This is a genomic window from Enterococcus sp. DIV2449a, assembly GCF_051711225.1.
GTDB lineage: Bacteria > Bacillota > Bacilli > Lactobacillales > Enterococcaceae > Enterococcus_D > Enterococcus_D casseliflavus.
This window is the reverse complement of sequence record NZ_JBIOME010000001.1, coordinates 2,327,784-2,345,837: the sequence shown is the minus strand read 5'-3', so window position 1 is coordinate 2,345,837 and position 18,054 is coordinate 2,327,784. Positions and strand designations below refer to the sequence as shown.

The following is an 18,054-nucleotide window of genomic DNA, read 5'->3' as shown; positions in this document are numbered from 1 at the left end:
CGAGGTGACAAGATGAAAGAAATTCAATCGAAAAAAAATACCTTTATCAAGGAAATCAAAAAACTAACACAAAAAAAACATCGGACACAAACCAATACCTATTTGATCGATGGCTGGCATTTGGTGCAAGAAGCATTGCATGCACAAGTACCCATCAAAGCATTGTTGGTGACCCCGCGAGGGTTAAGTGAAGCCAACGGGCAACTCGATGATTATCAGGAAGAAAGCTATTTGATCACAGAGGAGATCGCAGCGATGCTTTCTGATTTGCCAACACCACAAGGGATTTTTGCCGTGGTGGAAAAGCAAGAACAAGACTTACAGACACTGACGGGCAATTGGCTGATTTTAGATAATGTGCAAGATCCTGGAAACGTTGGCACCATGATTCGAACAGCGGATGCCGCTGGATTCAGCGGGGTTTTTCTCGGCGAAGGAACAGCCGATCTCTACAGTACCAAAGTCTTGCGCAGCATGCAAGGGAGCAACTATCATCTGCCGATCGTAGAAGGAGCGATCCCACCATTTTTAAAGCAGCTGCAGGCAGCTGGTGTGGCGATTTATGGCACCGAGTTAAACAAAGAAGCAGTCCCTTATACCGAGCTTCCTAAAGGACAAGCGGCTGCCTTCATTTTAGGCAACGAGGGGCAAGGGGTCAATCAGGAACTGTTGGCATTGACCGATAAAAATCTATATATTCCTATCTATGGTCAGGCGGAATCATTGAACGTCGCCATTGCGGCAGGTATTTTGATGTATTTTGCTGTCAGCTAGATTTTTAAGGAACTGTTAAACTATTTGAATCTATTGCACCTCACCTAGAAACTTGCAGGAATAGGTGCTATACTTTGTCTTGTAACAATCAAGCAGATCAAAAAAGGTGGCAGACAAAAATTTATGACAGAAAAATGGCAAGAAGATAGCGAATATATGTCTTACGTGGCTGACCTGTTAGAAACAGAAGCTGTAAAAAAATTAGCCAACTTTGTGCAGCATATGAACTCCACACGTTTGGAACATTCGATCAGCGTCTCTTATTATAGTTACAAATTGGCCAAGAAATGGGGCGGCGATGCTCGTGCAACAGCTCGTGCAGGACTCCTTCATGATTTATTTTATTACGATTGGCGTACTACAAAGTTTGACGAAGGTACCCATGCGTACATGCATCCACGAATCGCAGTAAAAAATGCCGAAAAAATCACTGAACTTAGTGATCTAGAAAAAGATATCATCTTGAAACATATGTGGGGAGCAACGATTGCACCGCCACGCTATAAAGAAAGCTATATCGTCACGATGGTGGACAAATATTGTGCGATCAAAGAAGCATCAGAACCCCTTACAGACAGCATGAAAGAAAAATGGCAACAACGCTTCTGGAAGAAACATCGCACGATTCAATAAGAAAAAAGTTCTTCGAACCAACTGGTTCAAAGAACTTTTTTTGTTTGTTTAGCCAAAAATAAGTTGGAGGATCGCTGCTCCTGCATAGAGAATCAGTAAGGTGATCAATACCGTTAAATGTCGTCTTTTATGCATAAAAAGGATTGCCACAAATTCTCTTAAAAAGGCATTCGGTAAATAGTAAAAGGCAGTAGGTGCTCCGATACCATCCGCTTTAAGTTGGGCTTGATCTGCATAGAGACCAGCACGAAAAATATGGTAATTGTTTGAGGCAAAGATTGCTTTGTAGCCGTTTGGCTTAAGCGAATCCATGATTTCTTTCGAAAATTTCATGTTTTCATAAGTAGTCGTGGAATTTGTTTCCACTAAAATCTCACCTTCTGGTACGCCTTGGGCAATCGCATATTCTTTCATAGCAACAGCTTCCGGCAGCTGCTCATCGCTTCCTTGTCCGCCTGACATCAGTAATCGAGGCGCGGTTTTTTTCGCTTTGAATTGCGATTCGTAGAACGAGATCGCTGTATTGATGCGTTTTGCCAATAAAGGGGAGACCGTGGTGCCATTCAAAAGGCCTGCACCTAAGACGATGATAAAGTCCTGATTATAGCGAGGATGGTTGAACTGATAAATGACTGAAATGGATAAAAAGTTCAAAAAGACTACAAACAGATACAAAAGACTTAGGGGAACAATGCCGAATAAGGTTCGGATCCAATCTGGGAAAAAGTGCAAAAGGGTATCTGAAAATAGTAAAACGGTCAAAACCACCGCTAAGATCAGGGTTAACAAATTGGCGATCGATCGCGATTCTCTTCGTAGTACGATAATGGAATTCCAGTAAAGAAAGACCACGAGTGTTGCCAAACCGAATAATAGTACAGCAACGAAGATTGCCAGTAATACAGCGAGTAAACCACCTACGAGTATGTCTTGGGTTCGGTATAAATTAATGACTAAGTAGCCGCCAAAAGCCAGCACGAACAAATTAAAAAGTAAGCCATTTACAAGTTGGTGCTTGTTGCGCCGATAAGAAAATAAAAAAAGGCCGGCGAAGGCGACGGGTATCAGAATAAAGAAACTACCTGTCCGTAATTCTGAGACAGCTAAATAAATTAGCAGGGCTAGAATCGTCCAACAACATTCAAAAAAGAAAATATCCGGATCATCTTTTTTCTTGCGCCATTTTTGAACGACGATCACGCCCGACACATAGCTGATGGCAAAAATCAGCAATTGCGTAAAATCCATGTTTTTCACTCCTTTAACGATACACTTAGTATACCGAAAAATGGCAGAAATTGCTTGTTGCTAAGGTCAAAGTTGCTGAATTTCTTGCAATTCGCTAAAATGAAGGAAAGAAGGAGGAAGGAACATGCAATTAGGTGAAGTGATTCGCGTCGAACGACCCGCTTTTTATGTGATTGGAAAAGAGGGCAAGGGGTTAGCAGAAGAAGGTGCTTCTTGGGTACCAGCGCTCTGGGAACTTGCAACAAAGGATTTTGAAGAGATCGAATTTCTCGTAAGTGATCAAAAGGCAGAAGAACTGGAGTTTTGGGGCTTGATGAGTGATGGCACCAATTGGTTAGAGCCTTGGCAAGAAACCGGTCGCTACTTGGCAGGCGTTCAAGTCCAGACAGAAAATTTTCCTCCTGTCGGTTGGGTCCGTTGGGAAATGCCCGCAATGACCTATCTCGTTGTAAAAACGGATGAAAAAAACTTAACGATGATGACTGAAAAAATGCTGATGGAAGTTTTACCAGAAAACAACGTCCAGTTGTCAGCAGCCATCCAAGAAAGGTATCTTCCTCATTTTAAGGAGGGGGAAGTTGAATTGTTTTTCCCTGTGGAGCCATTGGCAACAGCAACGGTGGAAACAGTAGAATAAAAAAAATCTGTCCGAGAAGCAGTTTTTGCTTCGGACAGATTTTTTCGTTTAGGTTAAAAAAGATTACTGAAAAAGTTGGATACGCCGCGCCAAGCACGAACAAAGATGTTGGCTTTTTCCACCGTTTGTGTTGTGATCAATCCTGCAGTCTCGTCATGATCGGAATCATCAATATAACCAAGCGTATCAGCTGGAATCGAAGCACTTACGGTACCGACTTCTGTGCCCTCAGTCAATGGCGCTTGCAGGGCAGAATCACGATAATGCTCATTAAAGTCAATGGTTGTTTCAAAGGCTGTGGCATCCATATCCCCACGCACCCATAAGGTCAAACCTTGATTTAAGGCAACGGGCACACTCAATTCTTTCCCATCTTTGACTGCAACCGTCTGGGTATCTTCTAGTTGCGCATTTTCTGGTAAAATCTCTACTTGTTCCCAAGCGTCAAACGAGTAATCCATCAAACGGCCTGTTTCAATAAAACGAACACTAGGATTTTCTGCATGACCATTGACGTTTAGCACCACGGTGATGATTCGTTGGCCATCTTTAACGGCGGTTCCGACAAAGCAGGCGCCTGCCATATCTGTCGTACCAGTCTTCAGACCGTCGACACCATCTTTCGTATTCGTAAAACCTGGAAGCATCCAGTTCCAATTGACCATCTCGACAGGCGAATAGGAACCTTCACCAAATTGTTTTGTTGAAAGGCTGGTTACTTCCAAAACATCTGGAAAGTCTTGTAACAAATGACGGGCAATCAATGCCACATCTTTTGCGGATAGTTCGTTTTCATCAGTTGAAGTTGATCCTGGGTAAATATTTTCCCCAAGATAAGCATTGTTTAAGCCAGAAGCATTGACGATCTTTGCATCGGTGATGCCCCATGATTGCACTTTTTCTTGCATTAAATCCACAAAGGCACTTTCAGACCCAGCAATCAGCTCCGCGAGCGCGACGATTGCAGCATTTGCAGATTGGATATAACTGGCATCATACAGATCTTTTACAGTATAGGTAACGTCTTGATGCAAAGGGACATTTGATAAGTTAGGGGACACGCTGAGATTTGCGGCATAATCGGAAATCGGCACAGGATCATCCCAAGCGATCGTTCCTTGTTCTACTTGCTCAGCGACAAGGTAGAGGCTGATGATCTTGGTGATGGAGGCAATACCCATGGCTGTCTCGCCATCTTGATCATACAACACTTTCCCTGTGTCAAAATCAATGGAGTAGGCGGCTTTGGCGTCAATCGAAAACTCTTGGATCTCTTCGATGCTCATTGCTGTATCATCAGCATATGAAACGAGGGGGATGCCGACAGCAGCAAAGAGGATTGCCAAAGCAGCAACGAAGGAATACCCGAACTTGGTTATTTTCTGCATATATGTAGTAGCTCCTTTTAAGTTGTATCTAAGCAAAAATTTTAACAAAGAGTATCCGCTGTTGCAATACTCTAAGAGAAAACTTAGCATTTAATTGCGAGAAGACCGCTCAAATGGGGAATGGGCGTTGTTAAACCATTACAAACTAGAAGACCTAAGGGCAACAGACAGCAAAAAAAACTTGCCTTCCTATTTAATAAAGAAGACAAGTTTTTCTGAATTGACATCGGGTCAAACGATTTCACTTAGCGACGATTGGAATGGATTCTCGGGTTTTGGTTTTGGGCTCTGACGGGAACTTTCACTGCTCTCGTTTCTTGTTGCATGGCCAATTTTGCTAAAAAGAATGTCCCAGCTAGTAACGCAGCTAAAGCAAAGATGGAAAAGAGTGAAATAAAGGTCGTTAACATAAAAATCCCTTCTTTCTGTTTAAAATAAATGTGGAAGGTAGGAATCGAACCTACACCTTAATCTATGAACGATCAAACATCACTCAACGGAACACCTTGTTCAACCACTTGTTAAGTTAATGATAGCATGGATTGCCAGGAAATGCTGATAAAAAGTCTGAGAATTGACCGAAGAAAATGTGAAGAAAACATGAACTCGATCTTCTCATGTCCCTTAGGCGATTTTTGTCAAAGAATAGTGGCAATCTTCTGCTTCATCATATAAAGTAATAACGGAGCCTTTTTGTTCCAGGACTAAATGATAGCCAAATGTGTCCAGTAACACTAATCGCATCGGAGTCAGTTCAACAATGGAAACAGGCAACGGTTTGCCTTCGATGGTCAATGAATAATCATTGGCAATTTCTAAAATGACATCTTCTTTTGTCTTTGAAGTAAAACGCCAATTTCCAATGAAATTTTGGCGGTTTTCATTTTTTTGTTTTTCCTTTCGCAACAGCAAGGAGCTGACCACGCCCGTTGCTAGAGATAAACCAATCAATAGAGACCTTTTCTTCATTTATACACGTCCTATCACTTACGATTCATCTAGTTGCACCTTGTGAACAAGATGCCCGCTTCTGCACACTAGAAAATAATTGCCATAAGTATACCATGAGAAGGTAAAAAAGCATGGTACTTTAGTTTGAAGTTTAGAAGTTTTTATCAAAATATGCTATGATTCAAAAGAGCAGGTGAGAAAATGAATTATCCGAATACCCTCTTAGCCACGTTTCTCGTTCGCGACAACCGATTCATTGCCCGATGTCTAGTCGATGGGCAAGAAGTGATCGTCCATGTGAAAAATACGGGACGAGGAAAAGAACTATTGCACAAAGGGGCACTCGTGACCCTCCAATATTGGGACAATCCGAAACGTAAAACCAATTACGATTTGATCTCAGTCAAGAAAGAAGACCAATGGATCAATATTGATAGTCAAGTACCCAATCGATTAGGCTATGAAGGCCTTTTGGATGGCACGATCCAGTTGCCAAATATCAAAGGGAAAATTGCCCTCTTACGGCGTGAAGTCGTCTATGGGATGTCTAAGTTTGATCTTTATTTTGAAACAGACGAACAAGAAAAAGGGTTTATAGAAATTAAAGGGATGACACTTGAAAACAAGCAAATCGGCGCTTTCCCAGATGCGCCAACGATTCGCGGCTTGAAACACGTCAATGAATTGATCCATGCCAAAGAAGCAGGCTATTATGCGGCGGTTTTGTTCATGATCCAATTTGAAGTGGTGCAAAGCGCCACGATCCATCGACAGATGCAGCCGGATCTGGCCGATAAGATCGCTGAAGCGCAAAGCAAAGGTGTCGAAGTGTTTGCTTATAATTGCCAGGTAAACCAAGGGATGATCGCGGTCAAAGAACCGATCCCTTTTGATTTGAACGTCGAATTTGACGACCCCAATCTATAGAAGAAAGAAGGAAAACACATGATTCATTTAGGGATTATCGGCACAAATTGGATCACCGGTCAATTTGTACAAGCAGCCCACGAAACCAAACGGTATCAATTGGTAGCCGTATACTCAAGGAAATTAGCCACAGCGCAACGCTTTGGGGAAAAATACGGGGACATCGAATATGCGACCGATTTGGCCACTTTTTTTGGCTTAGCTCATATGGATACGGTCTATATCGCTTCTCCGAACAGTTTGCACTTTGAACAAGCCAAGCAAGGTATTTTGGCAGGAAAAAATGTCATTGTGGAAAAGCCAGCCTTTTCAACGCCTGAGGAAATGGCGGAGATCATTGACCTAGCAAACCAACAACAGGTTTTATTCTTTGAAGCAGCTCGCAACATTCATGAAGCGAGTTTTTCAACCGTAGCCGAATTCTTACCGACACGCGGTGCCATTCTTGGGGCGAACTTTTCTTATATGAAATACTCGTCTCGTTATGACGCTGTACTAGCTGGGGAGGAACCAAATATCTTTTCTCCACATTTTTCTGGCGGAGCTTTAGCCGACTTGGGTGTGTATCCAGTATATGCGGCGGTCGCTTGGTTTGGTAAACCGCAGGACGTTCATTATTTTGCGCGCAAATTACCGACCGGTGTAGATGGTATCGGGACTGCTGTGCTACGCTATGCTGATTTTGATGTCACGATCCAAACAGGCAAAATCGCTGATTCAGAGTTACGATCAGAAATTTATTTTGAAGACGGGACATTAGATTTGAATGCCGTCAATGCTATTGAAGAAGCAGCATTTTATGAACGCCAAACAAAACAAACGCATCCATTAGCAGTCGCTGCTTTAGACAATCCGATGATCGAAGAAGCGCAAGACTTTGCAGGCATCATTGAAAACAAAGATGATCCTAAACAAGGACAACGCTATGAGGAATGGGTGGAACTTGCCCGCAGTGTCAATGAAACCGTCTCTTTGATGCGTAAGCAGGCCGACATCATTTTTGATGCAGATAAAAAATAAGGAATGGAACATTTATGACAGTATTTGAATTGACACAATTGCCAGACGTCTGGCAGGAAAAATGGCAAGCGGCTGGGTATCACGCACCGTCCTTGATCCAAGAAAAAACCTTTGGTCCTTTAAAAGACGGCGCGTCTGTCATAGGAATCTCACCGACCGGTTCAGGTAAAACGTTGGCGTATCTCTTGCCATTGTTAACGAAGGTTGAAAAAAAGCAAGGCAATCAGCTGTTGATCTTGACTTCTTCACAAGAATTAGCGATGCAAGTCACAGAAGTAGCACGGGAATGGGGCCAAGCCATTGGTTTGACCGTTCTGCCGCTAATTGGCGGCGCAAGTACAAAACGCCAAGTGGAAAAACTAAAAGACAAACCCGAGGTCTTGATCGGTACCCCAGGCCGTGTGTTAGAGTTGATCAAAGCCAAAAAAATCAAGACCCAGCAGCTGCAATCGTTGGTATTGGATGAGGTTGACCAATTATTGAAAGAGGGTGCCTTCACCCTGGCAGCCAAGATCAATCAAACATTACCAAAACAAATCCAGCGTAGTTTCTTTTCAGCAACCGCGAACGAAGTGATCGATGAGATTCGACCATTCGTGTCAAAAGAGCCGCTGATCATTGATGTTACCCAAGAAGATCAGAGCAAAGGCGTCATCCATCATTACTATTTGAACTATCCGCAACGACGAATCGTGGATGCTTTAAGACGCTTTGCTCATTTACCAAACTTTCAAGCTTTGGTTTTCTTCAATGAATTAAGCACTATGGGGAATGCGGAAGAAAAGCTATTGTTTCATGGCTTGCCGGTGGCCTCTCTGGCATCTGATCAAAACAAACTTGCACGAAAAGGTGCATTAGAGAGCTTTCGTCAAGGAAAACTAGTGGAACTATTGACGACCGATGTCGCCTCTCGCGGCTTAGATGTCGTGGATCTGCCTTACGTGATCAATACAGAAGTCCCTTTAGAAAAAGAATCCTATTTACACCGCGCAGGACGCGTTGGAAGAATGGGCAAAGAAGGAACTGTCGTTACGATCGTTCAAGACCATTCGTTGAAGGATTTGAAAAAAATCGCGAATCAGTTGTCCATAGAACTCAAGGAAGTCTATCTGCATGGGGGACAGTTACACACAGAAGCACCTGTTGTCGAAAAAGAAAGCAAGAAAGAAACGAAAACAACAAGTGTGCAGAAAATTTCCAAGAAAACGCCTGAAAATTTACACACTCCTGTTAAAAAGAGCAAGAAAAAGACGAAAAAGCAAAAAGACAAAGGAAAAAGACGCCATTGAGCGTCTTTTTGTGTTACCATTAACGTTGTTTATTATTAGTGTGTAAAAAAATGAGGAGGCTATCGAATGAATTCGCGAAAAGAAGAGATTTTTCAAACGATCGAACTGCATAAGCAAGGGTTGACCGCAGTTGATGTCGCTAAAATCTTACAAATCGATCGCAGCAATGCAAGCCGTTATCTCAGTGAGCTTTATAAAGAAAAGAAAATCGGCAAACGTTCCGGCCGTCCGGTTGTTTATGAGCCTTTAGAAGAAACGGTCCATGTGGATGTTTCCTCTGAAGTTAGTTTTGAAAGTCTGGTTGGAGTCCAAGCTTCCTTGAAAGTAAGTATCCAGCAAGCCAAAGCGGCGATCTTATATCCACCTAGAGGACTCCATACCATTATTTTTGGTGAGACAGGCACGGGTAAATCCTTATTTGCCGAATGTATGTACCATTTTGCGGTTGAATCAAATATGTTAGAAAAAGATGCCCCATTCGTATCCTTTAACTGTGCGGATTATGCACAAAATCCGCAATTGTTGTTTGGTCACATCTTTGGCATTAAAAAAGGCGCCTACACTGGTGCGGCAGAAGATAGTCCAGGGTTGATAGCAAAAGCCGATGGCGGCATCCTGTTCTTAGATGAGATCCATCGACTGCCGCCAGAAGGCCAAGAAATGCTCTTCACCTTCATTGATAAAGGGATCTACCGTCCTTTAGGGGAAAGTAATCAAGTTCATGAAGCCGCCGTGCAGATCATCGGTGCCACCACGGAATCATCAGAAACCTTTTTAACGACCTTCAATCGGCGAATTCCCATGGCTATTACTTTGCCAAATGTGGAAAGTCGTTCCTTAGATGAACGGTATGAAATCATTTCCTTGTTTATCAAGCAAGAGGCGACCCGTCTGAACCAACGAATCGATGTCGAACGAGATGCGATATTGGCCTTTATGCTCTATGATGCAGAAGGCAATATTGGTCAAATCAAGCGCGACCTTAAACTCGTCTGTGCCAAAGCATTTTTGCATTATCGAACCTATGGAAAAAAACACTTGCTGATACGAAAAGGCGACTGCTCCTTGCAAGTTCAAAAAGGCTTGCTGAAGATCAAAGAAATGTCGGAACGCTTGGATCGGTTTTTAGATGGCAAAGGCGACTTTCTAAGTTTTGAACCTGGCGATCCAGATGTCGTCTGGTCTCGTGATCCACAACGGAATATGCAAGTGTATAACGAAATCGAAGAAAAAGTCAGCTCGCTGATTGAAACGGGCGTAGCCAATGTCGATCTGGAAAATTTGATCTCTAAAGATGTCGATGCGTACTTTGAAAAGTATGTCGAAGAATTGATCCAAAATCCCGTTCATAAAGAACTGATTCCAGAAGACATTTGGAAACTGACAAATGTTCTTTATGATCTAGCTGGGCAAAGATTGTCTCGAACCTATAGTGAAAAAGCCCGCTTTGCCTTTGCACTGCATCTGCAAAGTACACTGGAACGTGTCAAGGAAGGACATATGATCGTTCACCCAGATTTGAATACAGTCAGAAAAAACTTGAAATCCGAGTTCCAGGTGGCAATGGATCTATCGACCATTATCGAAGAAGAACGCCATGTCGAGATCCCCTTCGATGAGATCGGCTTTATCAGTATGTTTTTAGCGATTCAAGTCAAACAACCCTCGCAGCTGCCCCTTGAAAAAGTTGAGATCATTGTCTTGATGCACGGCAAGGCGACTGCCAGCAGTATGTTGGAAACGGCACAAGAGCTGCTTGAAACTGACCACGGCAAAGCGATGAATATGTCTTTAGATATGGAAGTCGGTCAAATGTATGAGCAGCTATTGAACTATGTCACTGACAATAAGGAAAAGATGAGCAACGGCTTATTGCTTTTAACTGATATGGGTTCCCTCAATTCATTTGCGAATTTGATTTCCGAAGAGACCGGGATTCGTACGAAAGCCATCTCGATGGTCAGTACGATGATCGTCTTAGAGGCTTTGCGAATGGCGGAAAGTGGCCGAAGTTTAGAAGACATTTATCAAAACATTCAGCGTTCTTTTGAAACCATCGTGCAAGAACAGTTCCGCACAGTTCGCGAAGCGAAGGGAAATAAAAAGGCAGTCATCGTCACTTGCTTTACTGGAGAAGGTGTCGCTGCCAAACTTTATCAACGAATTTATCCCGTCGTCGATCAATCAAAAGTCGAGATCATTCAAATGCAATTTATTGAAAAAGAAACCTTCAAGAAACATATTGATGGCTTGCTAGAAGAATATGAGATCAAAGCCATTGCGGGCACCGTCGAGATCGATTATCAAAATATCCCGTTCTTTTCCGCCTATGATGTCTTTGATGACAATCGGTTGAATGTACTGAAGCGGATCGTTTCAGATGAAGTGCCGATTGAAAAAATCGTACGTTCATTAGAAAATACTTTAACGCATGTGGGGTCCGTCTATCATCTGATCGAAAGTCTACAACGAATCGTTCATCAAATTCAAAATCAATTGCATGTGATTGTGGAACCTACCGTTGATGCGGGCTTAGTGATTCATTTAGCCTTTCTAGTGGAAAGTTTATTGAAGAAGGAACATTCTCGTACCTTCCCCAATTTGGCGGCCTTCCAAAAACGCTATCGTATCGAAACAGATGTGTTACGAACTCATTTATTGCAGATAGAGAAAAACTATCAAATCAAAATCTCTGAAGATGAGATCGCCTATTTAACACAAATGTTCTTAGAAAATGAAATAAAAAGTTATGATGAATCCGCACACAATATTAGTGTGTAATGAAAAATCCGTGAGTGTGCAAAAGAAAAATTGGTTCAGACCATTGATATATAAAGGTCTGGACTTATTTTTTTTTGGCACGCTTTTTGCTTTATAGTAAAGTGTAACTTACAACAGAAAGGAGCAGATACGCGATGGCAAAAAAAACGATTATGCTTGTTTGTTCAGCAGGAATGAGTACCAGTCTATTGGTGACGAAAATGCAAAAAGCAGCCGAAGCAAAAGGAATGGAAGCAGATATCTTTGCTGTTTCAGCTTCAGAAGCCGACCAACATTTGGAGTCGAAACCAGTCGATGTTCTATTATTAGGACCACAAGTACGATTCATGAAATCACAATTTGAACAAAAGCTAGCACCAAAAGGCATTCCTTTGGACGTGATCAATATGGCAGACTATGGCATGATGAACGGCGAAAAAGTATTGCAACAAGCAGAAACATTAATGAACTAAGATTTTTAGGATCGAAGTGTAAGGAGGATTTTTAAAGATGGATGAGCAAAATTTGGAAGCCATTATGGGATTGATCATGTATGGTGGTAATGCAAAAAGTGACGCAATGGAAGCAATCGCGGCAGCAAAAGAAGGGGACTTCGAATTAGCTGACCAAAAAATCAAAGATGCTGAAGCATCTCTTGTGGAAGCGCATCATTCGCAAACAGGATTATTGACACAAGAAGCGCAAGGCAATCATATGACCGTGACATTGTTGACAGTGCATTCACAAGATCACCTAATGACGTCAATCGCATTTACCGATTTAGCGAAAGAAATCATTGATGTCTATCGACGTCTAAATAACGAATAATCTTTGAACGGATAGAAGTAGTTATTGTCGATGAATCAAAAAATCTTCTTTGACGAATAGAACTTATAGGAGGAATTAAGAATGGATGGATTAACAAGTTGGATGGAGAGACACATTCTCCCAGTTGCAGCTAAAATTGGTGCGCAAAAGCATTTGGTTGCTTTGCGGGATGCCTTTATCGGAATGATGCCAGCAACGATGGCTGGGGCAATTGCAGTATTATTGAACGCCTTCATGCGTGATTTTCCAAACACTTATCTAGGTGCGGACAATGCAATCACCAAATTTTTCACACCAGTGATCGCCGTCAACGGATTAGTTTGGACAGGTACCTTAGCAATCATGGCGGTTATCTTCTCAGCATCTTTTGGCTATAATTTAGCAAAGGCTTACAACGTTGATGCACTATCAGGTGCGTTGGTTTCTTTAGCAGCATTTATTATGGGTATTCCACAATCAGCTTCTCTTTCTTTAGCATTAGAAGAAGCACTACCAACCAACGTAGTAGACTTGATCAACAGCACAAGTGCTACATCAGGATTTGCAGCAGATGGTTCAACGATCAGTGCTGCTGGCTGGGGCTATTTCCCATTTAGTGCTTATATGGGCGGCTCAGGATTGTTCACCGCAATCATCTTTGGTTTCGTTTCAGTTATTATCTTTGCAAAATTGATGCAAAAAAATATTATTATTAAAATGCCAGATTCAGTGCCACCAGCAGTTTCTCGTGCTTTCGCAGCAATTATCCCAGGGATCGCCGGGCTATATGCATCAGGTTTGATTTACTACCTATTTGAACGTTTCGTTGGTATGCCAATTATTGACTGGATCTCCGAATCGATCCAAAAACCATTATTGGGTCTTTCTCAAGGATACTTTGCCGTATTTATCATTGTATTACTTGTCCATGTTTTGTGGTTCTTTGGCTTACATGGTACAAATATCATGGGACCCGTTTTACAATCGATTTACGGTGTGGCCATGGTTGAAAATACCAATGCTTACCAATTAGGGGAAGCAGTTCCTTATAAATGGGTAGCAGGTTCGTTCGAAGCGTTTGTTTGGCCTGGTGGAGCAGGTGTGACTTTAATGCTCTTGATCGCAATCTTGCTATTTTCTAAACGTGCCGACTACAAAACAGTTGGTAAACTAGGGATTGGACCTGGTTTGTTTAACATCAATGAACCAGTAATGTTTGGTCTACCGATCGTGTTGAACCCATTGTTTATCATTCCATTTATTGTTGCACCATTAGTTACAGCGACAATTGCTTACTTTGCAACAACATTAGGCTTAGTTGCACCAGTTGTGGTAAATGTGATCTGGGTAATGCCAACGATCCTAAGTGGCTTCTTGGCTACCGGTGGGGACTGGCGTGCAATCATCTTGACGATCATTAATTTGGCTGTAGCTTTATTGATCTGGGCACCATTTATTATTGCTGCCAACAAAATCAATCCAGCAGACCAAGAGAACTAATCAAACGAAGCAAACGTTCTAGATGGGTGATTTCACCCATCTAGCTATCTTTTTTAGGAGGAGAAAAAATGATTATCGTAAATTCCGCAATGCAGCAAGACAACATCAAAGCATTACTTGAGTCTTTGTCAGAAGATGAGATCAAGTATACCTTCAAAGAAAAAAAAGGGATTCAGTTGATTTTTGAAACAACGGCAGATGACAAAGAAAAAGCAGTGAAGCTTGCCAAGGACGCAATCAAAAATACCGATTGGGGCCGAGTACTATACTTCAACGTCGTTAGTCAATAGTGAGGTGATATCATGTTTAAAAATGGATTGTTTTTTATAAGTATCGGTAGTATGTTATTTATATACAGCGCCAATGCGCAGTCAGGTGAATACCACTGGGTGAATCTCATCACGTCAGTCATTCTAATGGCTATTGGAGGAATCATGGCTTCAATTGGACACAAACGCAACAAGAAAGACAAGGAGGCGCAAGATGGAAATCACTAAAAAAATGAATGTACCCGCTGACTTTTTATATAAAACGATCATCGATTCCGTTTTACATGATATTAAACAAGCGACAGATCAAACGTTGACAGAAGACCAATTAGAAGGCTATAGTTATCTAAAACAATTTTATAAAGATAGCAATGCCAACATAACGATTGAAACAGTCAAGAAAAACCAAGCCTATGCGTTCCAAACGGCGACGAAAAAAAATACCTTCCGTGTACACTATCAAATTGAAGCGATAGATGACGCGCATTGCACCTTGCACTATGAAGAAAAAATGACTTCTGAAGGAATGATCCAACAATTGAATGACATGCTCTTAGGCACCATTCTAGGATATTTCAAACGCAAGCAATTTAAAAAAATGTTGAGTATGATGGAAGAAGCATATTAAGGGGTCGACTGACGCCTTTTTTGCGTTTCTTGCGTGTTTTCAAGTAGAGGAGATGAAGGAATGACAGATGTCAAAAAAATGACCGAATTCGGTTCGCAAGAAGTATTGGAATTGGTTTCTTATGCCTTTCAGTGGGAGTTGAATGAAACAAATATCAATCGCTATCGCAAGCTTGCGGAGAATTCATGGAATTATGGTTCCTACGACGAGGATGGAAAACTAGCGAGCCAAATCATGGCAACTATTTTTGATGTGAATTTTCATGGAACGACCTATCCAATGGCAGGGATCGGTTTTGTGGCTTCTTATCCAGAGTATCGCAGCCAAGGTCGGATCGATCGGATCATGAAACAAATCATTAAAGATTGCTATGAACAAAAAATCGTTCTGTCCTATCTGGCACCTTTCTCCTTTGCGTTTTATCGCAGATATGGGTATGAATATACCTTTGAACGCACCGTTTATGAAGTTGATGCGCATCAATGGCCCGATGGCAAGAAAGTGAACGGAAGGATTCAACGCATGAATTGGGAGGAAGCACAGCCGATCATTCACGAGATTTATCATCAATTGCCTCGCCATCAAAAAGGTGGGCTGATTCGCCAAGCCTGGTGGGAAGAAATCAAGTTTGTTTTGCGCAGACCGTATACGTTTGCGATTTATCGCAATGAAGCGGGCGTTCCTGAAGGGTATTTGATCTACTTTGTTGAAGGAGGACGCTTTGATATTCAAGAGTGGGGCTATTTGACCGCTGACGCGTATCAAGGATTTAATCGGTTTATCGTCTCTCATGCAGATTCAGTAGCACAGATTAACTATCGACCAGGGTTTGATGGGGAAGTCCTACAAGCAAACGCGGCCAAACCATTGGCTCACTACCAAGTGCGTCCGGACATGATGGCGCGCGTCATCGATGTGGAAGGGTTTCTAAAAAGTTATCCATTCACATTGAAAAAAGCCGGCGGTTTTGCCATAGAAATTCAAGGGGATGAATATGCCCCATGGAATAATGGCTGTTATGAAGTGACAATCGAAACCGCTCAGCATCAGGTCACGAAAACGACGGCTACCAAGCTGCCAAAAGCAACCTTGTCGATTCAGCGTTTTGTGCAGCTGTTCATGCAGGCACAATCCCTCGATTCTCTGGTCTTTTTCCAGCAAATGGAAACGGAGAAGGAAGCTGCAGTGATGATTCAGGAAAACTTACCAGACGGAAAGCCGATTCTGGAAGATTATTTCTAAGCAAATCGAGGCAGAGGTATTTACTTTCCAACAGAAAAAGATTCCTTAAAAATAAGGAATCTTTTTCTTCAAAAAACGTTCCCTGCCGGAATCGAACCAGCAACTAATCCTTAGGAGGGACTTGTTATATCCATTTAACTAAGGGAACACAATAGCTATATTTTACCTGTTATTCGTGTTTCTCGCAAGATGAGAAGGAAAAGAAAGGAAGAAAAACATGGTCAAACGATTGATAAGTGCAAACTATAGTGAAATCAAAGAAATGTCGGCGCAAGAATTAAAGCAATCCATTAAAGCGAGCGAAGGACGAGTGATCGTCTGTGAAACGGTGGTTCAAACCATGCCGCAAGCTGGCGATATCACCAACGCAGAAGTCGCGGCAGCTTTTGGGGCTGACTTGATTTTGTTGAATGGCTTTGATTGTTATCGTCCAGCTATTTTTGGGATGCCTGGTATCACATTGGAGCAGCTGCTTGATCCTACACAAACGATTGAAAACCCGATTCCTCAACTAAAACAACTGATTGGACGACCTGTCGGCATCAATCTTGAGCCGATCCCAGCTACGACGGAGATGATGAGTGAAAAGATCAGCATCAGTCAAGGCCGAACAAGTTCGGTTGACACCATCAAAAAAGCCCAAGAACTCGGGGTGGACTTTCTCTGCTTTACAGGCAATCCTGGAACAGGTGTGACCAACCGAGAAATCGCTAAAGCAGTAAAATTGGCAAAAGAACATTTCTCTGGGTTGATCATCGCTGGAAAAATGCACAGTGCCGGCTCAGATGAACCTGTGGTTGATCGAGAAGCCATCATTTCTTACGCTGAAGCTGGGGCAGATATTTTGTTACTGCCTTCCGTTGGCTCGATTCAAGGCTTTCTAGAAAAGGATCTGATTGAAGCTGTTCAAATTGCCAAACAATATGACTTATTGACGATGTCAGCGATCGGAACGAGTCAAGAGAGTGCGCGTCCGGAAACGTTGCGACAATTAGCCATTATCAACAAAACTTGTGGGGTCGACCTGCAGCATATCGGTGATGCCGGTTATGGCGGCATGGCACCGACCGAAAATATTTTTGAAACATCGGTTGCGATTAGAGGCATGCGCCATACGATCAATCGTGTCGGACGTTCAATCAACCGTTAAATCAGAAAAAATTACTAGCGAAGGAAAACGGAGAATCGTTCTGCTTCGCTTTTTGCATTTTTTTCGCTAAGTTAGAAAGAAAGGAGGAAACACAAAATGAAACAAGCATTGATCATTTACGGAGGATGGGAAGGACACGCCCCAAAAGAAACCAGTCAGTTTTACCAAACGTTGCTGGAGTCAGAAGGATATCAGGTGACACTCGCCTCAGATTTTGAACCTCTCTATCATAAAGAAGAATTAAAAAGGCTGGATCTGTTGATCATGAATTGGACGCGAGGAGAATTGCCTGATGAGCCGCTACAAAATGTCACTCAGGCTGTAGCAGAAGGGTTAGGATTAGCAGGCGTTCATGGCGGCTTTGCCTCGGCTTTTCAAGCCAGTAAAGGCTGGTTGTTTCTGACTGGCGGCTGTTTTTTGGCACATCCTGGTGGATTGGAAACGACCTATAGCATCGATCTTACGACAGATCACTATATTACGGCAAATACGCAATCGATCCCTCAGTTGACGACGGAGCAATACTATTGTCTGGTTGATCCAGCCGTCACTGTGTTAGCTACCTCAATATTTGCCGCTAAAGATCATCCGAATGCAGCTAACCAAGAAGTCATACTGCCAATGATGTGGATCAAAAAATGGGGCAAGGGCAGAGTCTTTTTTCAATCCATTGGACACAGTCTAAAAGAGCTAGAAGAGCCCACCATTCAGACTTGGACTAAACGAGGCTTTCTATGGGCCACCAGAAATACCTTGGCTGATCCGCTGAAAAATAGCCAGTATAGTGAGTAATCAGAAAAACGAATGAAGAAATAAACGCGTGCAATCGTT

The 18,054-nt window shown here is 42.4% G+C and carries 20 protein-coding genes and 1 tRNA gene; 16 read left to right on the top strand and 5 right to left on the bottom strand.

Features of this window, described 5'->3' with window-relative positions:
- Positions 1 to 12 precede the first annotated feature (12 nt).
- Entirely contained in the window at positions 13 to 774 is a 762-nt protein-coding gene (locus tag IGI76_RS10965; RefSeq protein WP_010749325.1) for a TrmH family RNA methyltransferase, read from the top strand.
- A 123-nt stretch (positions 775 to 897) separates the two neighbouring features.
- Positions 898 to 1,407, top strand: a complete 510-nt coding sequence (locus tag IGI76_RS10960; RefSeq protein WP_005229452.1) for an HD domain-containing protein — start codon at positions 898 to 900, stop codon at positions 1,405 to 1,407.
- Positions 1,408 to 1,455: 48 nt separating this feature from the next.
- Here the strand turns inward: IGI76_RS10960 and IGI76_RS10955 are convergent, their stop codons facing one another.
- Entirely contained in the window at positions 1,456 to 2,655 is a 1,200-nt protein-coding gene (locus IGI76_RS10955) for a YdcF family protein (RefSeq protein ID WP_016610745.1), read from the bottom strand.
- A gap of 124 nt (positions 2,656 to 2,779) precedes the next feature.
- On the opposite strand from IGI76_RS10955, the gene IGI76_RS10950 reads away from it, so the two are divergent.
- Positions 2,780 to 3,292, top strand: coding sequence for a GyrI-like domain-containing protein (locus IGI76_RS10950; RefSeq protein WP_010749327.1), 513 nt, complete (start codon positions 2,780 to 2,782; stop codon positions 3,290 to 3,292).
- A 53-nt stretch (positions 3,293 to 3,345) separates the two neighbouring features.
- On the opposite strand, the gene IGI76_RS10945 is transcribed toward IGI76_RS10950, so the two are convergent.
- The 3 genes from IGI76_RS10945 to IGI76_RS10935 all read right to left on the bottom strand — a co-directional run bounded on the left by IGI76_RS10945 (position 3,346) and on the right by IGI76_RS10935 (position 5,649).
- Complete coding sequence (locus IGI76_RS10945; protein ID WP_016610746.1) at positions 3,346 to 4,680, bottom strand: serine hydrolase; 1,335 nt, start codon at positions 4,678 to 4,680, stop codon at positions 3,346 to 3,348.
- 245 nt (positions 4,681 to 4,925) lie between these two features.
- A complete protein-coding gene (locus IGI76_RS10940; protein WP_005229460.1) occupies positions 4,926 to 5,090 on the bottom strand; it encodes a hypothetical protein in 165 nt (54 codons plus the stop codon).
- Positions 5,091 to 5,304: 214 nt separating this feature from the next.
- Entirely contained in the window at positions 5,305 to 5,649 is a 345-nt protein-coding gene (locus IGI76_RS10935) for a DUF4828 domain-containing protein (RefSeq protein ID WP_016610747.1), read from the bottom strand.
- Between the two features lie 183 nt (positions 5,650 to 5,832).
- Here IGI76_RS10935 and sfsA point away from each other — a divergent pair, with 183 nt between their 5' ends.
- From sfsA to IGI76_RS10880, 11 genes are all read left to right on the top strand, one after another.
- Positions 5,833 to 6,558, top strand: coding sequence for a DNA/RNA nuclease SfsA (sfsA, locus tag IGI76_RS10930; RefSeq protein ID WP_060792906.1), 726 nt, complete (start codon positions 5,833 to 5,835; stop codon positions 6,556 to 6,558).
- An 18-nt stretch (positions 6,559 to 6,576) separates the two neighbouring features.
- Positions 6,577 to 7,578: a Gfo/Idh/MocA family protein gene (locus IGI76_RS10925; RefSeq protein WP_438781540.1), complete on the top strand. Its 1,002-nt coding sequence runs from the start codon at positions 6,577 to 6,579 to the stop codon at positions 7,576 to 7,578.
- Positions 7,579 to 7,592: 14 nt separating this feature from the next.
- Entirely contained in the window at positions 7,593 to 8,867 is a 1,275-nt protein-coding gene (locus IGI76_RS10920; protein ID WP_231435398.1) for a DEAD/DEAH box helicase, read from the top strand.
- 66 nt (positions 8,868 to 8,933) lie between these two features.
- Positions 8,934 to 11,648 (top strand): sigma 54-interacting transcriptional regulator, encoded by a 2,715-nt coding sequence (locus IGI76_RS10915; protein ID WP_005229469.1) that lies wholly within the window; start codon positions 8,934 to 8,936, stop codon positions 11,646 to 11,648.
- 134 nt (positions 11,649 to 11,782) lie between these two features.
- A complete protein-coding gene (locus IGI76_RS10910; protein WP_005229471.1) occupies positions 11,783 to 12,100 on the top strand; it encodes a PTS sugar transporter subunit IIB in 318 nt (105 codons plus the stop codon).
- A gap of 37 nt (positions 12,101 to 12,137) precedes the next feature.
- On the top strand, positions 12,138 to 12,455 hold the full coding sequence (locus tag IGI76_RS10905) for a PTS lactose/cellobiose transporter subunit IIA (RefSeq protein ID WP_005229473.1): 318 nt from the start codon (positions 12,138 to 12,140) through the stop codon (positions 12,453 to 12,455).
- 81 nt (positions 12,456 to 12,536) lie between these two features.
- Positions 12,537 to 13,934, top strand: a complete 1,398-nt coding sequence (locus tag IGI76_RS10900; RefSeq protein WP_081116262.1) for a PTS sugar transporter subunit IIC — start codon at positions 12,537 to 12,539, stop codon at positions 13,932 to 13,934.
- 68 nt (positions 13,935 to 14,002) lie between these two features.
- Positions 14,003 to 14,224 (top strand): hypothetical protein, encoded by a 222-nt coding sequence (locus IGI76_RS10895; protein ID WP_005231914.1) that lies wholly within the window; start codon positions 14,003 to 14,005, stop codon positions 14,222 to 14,224.
- A gap of 12 nt (positions 14,225 to 14,236) precedes the next feature.
- The gene (locus IGI76_RS10890; protein WP_005236946.1) at positions 14,237 to 14,431 is read left to right on the top strand and encodes a hypothetical protein; all 195 of its coding nucleotides are present in this window, start codon (positions 14,237 to 14,239) and stop codon (positions 14,429 to 14,431) included.
- Positions 14,418 to 14,831, top strand: coding sequence for a DUF3284 domain-containing protein (locus tag IGI76_RS10885; RefSeq protein WP_005229481.1), 414 nt, complete (start codon positions 14,418 to 14,420; stop codon positions 14,829 to 14,831). The genes IGI76_RS10890 and IGI76_RS10885 overlap by 14 nt, the downstream gene beginning before the upstream one ends.
- Positions 14,832 to 14,891: 60 nt before the next feature.
- A complete protein-coding gene (locus IGI76_RS10880) occupies positions 14,892 to 16,073 on the top strand; it encodes a GNAT family N-acetyltransferase (RefSeq protein ID WP_231435397.1) in 1,182 nt (393 codons plus the stop codon).
- Between the two features lie 76 nt (positions 16,074 to 16,149).
- Here the strand turns inward: IGI76_RS10880 and IGI76_RS10875 are convergent.
- Positions 16,150 to 16,221: transfer RNA gene (locus tag IGI76_RS10875), tRNA-Arg, on the bottom strand.
- A gap of 69 nt (positions 16,222 to 16,290) precedes the next feature.
- On the opposite strand from IGI76_RS10875, the gene IGI76_RS10870 reads away from it, so the two are divergent.
- Together IGI76_RS10870 and IGI76_RS10865 are read left to right on the top strand one after the other, a co-directional pair.
- Positions 16,291 to 17,223 carry a DUF7916 family protein gene (locus IGI76_RS10870; protein ID WP_200125243.1) on the top strand — a complete coding sequence of 311 codons (933 nt, stop codon included), beginning with the start codon at positions 16,291 to 16,293 and terminating at the stop codon, positions 17,221 to 17,223.
- A gap of 96 nt (positions 17,224 to 17,319) precedes the next feature.
- Positions 17,320 to 18,015, top strand: coding sequence for a ThuA domain-containing protein (locus IGI76_RS10865; protein ID WP_231434835.1), 696 nt, complete (start codon positions 17,320 to 17,322; stop codon positions 18,013 to 18,015).
- Positions 18,016 to 18,054 lie beyond the last annotated feature (39 nt).